Source organism: Haematomicrobium sanguinis DSM 21259 (assembly GCF_000688395.1).
Taxonomy (GTDB): Bacteria; Actinomycetota; Actinomycetes; order Actinomycetales; family Micrococcaceae; genus Haematomicrobium; species Haematomicrobium sanguinis.
In genome coordinates this window covers 1-1,403 of the sequence record NZ_JIAG01000025.1, presented here as the reverse complement: position 1 = coordinate 1,403, position 1,403 = coordinate 1, and the positions used below count along the sequence as shown (strand labels likewise).

Genomic DNA, 1,403 nt, shown 5'->3' with positions numbered 1-1,403 from the left:
TGTGAAGTCTCAATACATAGTGGACAGTTAGGTCTCAATACATAGTGGACATTTGAGCGTGCTGGTTTGTGGCGGTTGAGAATGCGGGGATGACTCGTATTCCTGATCAAATTCGTCAGCTCGTTCTCTCCTGGCCGCAGAACGCCTCTCATGGTGATGTGGAAGCGTTTTGCTTGCGGCATGGAGTATCACGGTCGTGGTTTTACCGGGTCCGTGCGTTGGTGCGCGAGCAGGGTGTTCAGGACGCTGCGCTCAAGGGCTCGCGAAAGCCTCTCTCGCATCCTCGGCAGACCAGCGATTTCGTCACTAAAGCGGTCTTGCTCGAGCGGGAGTGGTTACGCGCGAACGGGTGGGACTACGGTCCCTCAAGTGTGCAGTACCGGTTAGGTGAACGTGAGGATATTGACCCGGTACCCTCTCGCGCGACGATCGCACGGATTTTTGAGAGGGCGAAAGTGACGGACCGGAACGCGAAGAAACGGCCCAAACGTCAGCACAAACGTTTCGAGGCCGCGTTCGCGAACCAGCGGTGGCAGGCCGACGGGTTCGAGTGGACGCTTGCCAGCGGGGAAACGGTGACCGTGATCGAGATTATTGATGATCGGACCCGGTTCAGCATCGGTTTCAGCGTGGATCACCAAGAAACAACGCACGCGGTCCTTCAGTGCTTCAAGACCGCGATCGACACCTACGGGCGTCCCGTGCTGGTGCATACCGATAACGGGTCAGCGTTCAATCTCCACCGTCTCGGGAAACTCACGAAGCTCGTGGAATACCTCAACGAGCTCGGGATCCACGCGATCACCGGACGGCCCGGGAACCCGCGATCACAAGGGAAAGTGGAACGCTCGCACCGCACTGTGAAAAAGTTTCTGACACAGCACCCCGTGCACACCAGAGACGAGCTTCACACCCTGCTTAATACTGACTACCGGGAGTACTACAACTACCAGCGGGCTCACCAGAGCCTGGCCTCCCCGGGGCGCAAACACGTTACACCCGGGCACCTCTACGACACCCTAGAGAAAGCCCAAGAACCCACAACACCGATCATCCGGCACGAGCCCGCGCCCGAACCCTTACGACCCGTCCCAGAGAACACGCAACTCTTCACCCGAACCGCCATACAACGCGGCGGGATCTCGGTGGCAGGGCACGTCTACGTCCTCGGCAAAGCATGGACCGGGCAAACGATCCACGTCATCCATACCCCGAACACCGTCGAACTCTTCACCCGCGAGGGCGAAAGCCTGATACTCAAACCCTGGCCCCCACCCAAATCCGTCAAATACGAAGCCATCGCACGCCAACTCACCCACCCACACACCCGACACCACACACCCCACAAAAACTGTCCACTATGTATTGAGACCTAACTGTCCACTATGTATTGAGACAGTACA

1 protein-coding gene is annotated in these 1,403 nt (G+C 57.9%); it reads left to right on the top strand.

Going from position 1 to position 1,403, the window contains the following annotated elements:
- Window positions 1-89 precede the first annotated feature (89 nt).
- Window positions 90-1,376 (top strand): DDE-type integrase/transposase/recombinase, encoded by a 1,287-nt coding sequence (locus O148_RS0113740; RefSeq protein ID WP_084157326.1) that lies wholly within the window; start codon window positions 90-92, stop codon window positions 1,374-1,376.
- Window positions 1,377-1,403 lie beyond the last annotated feature (27 nt).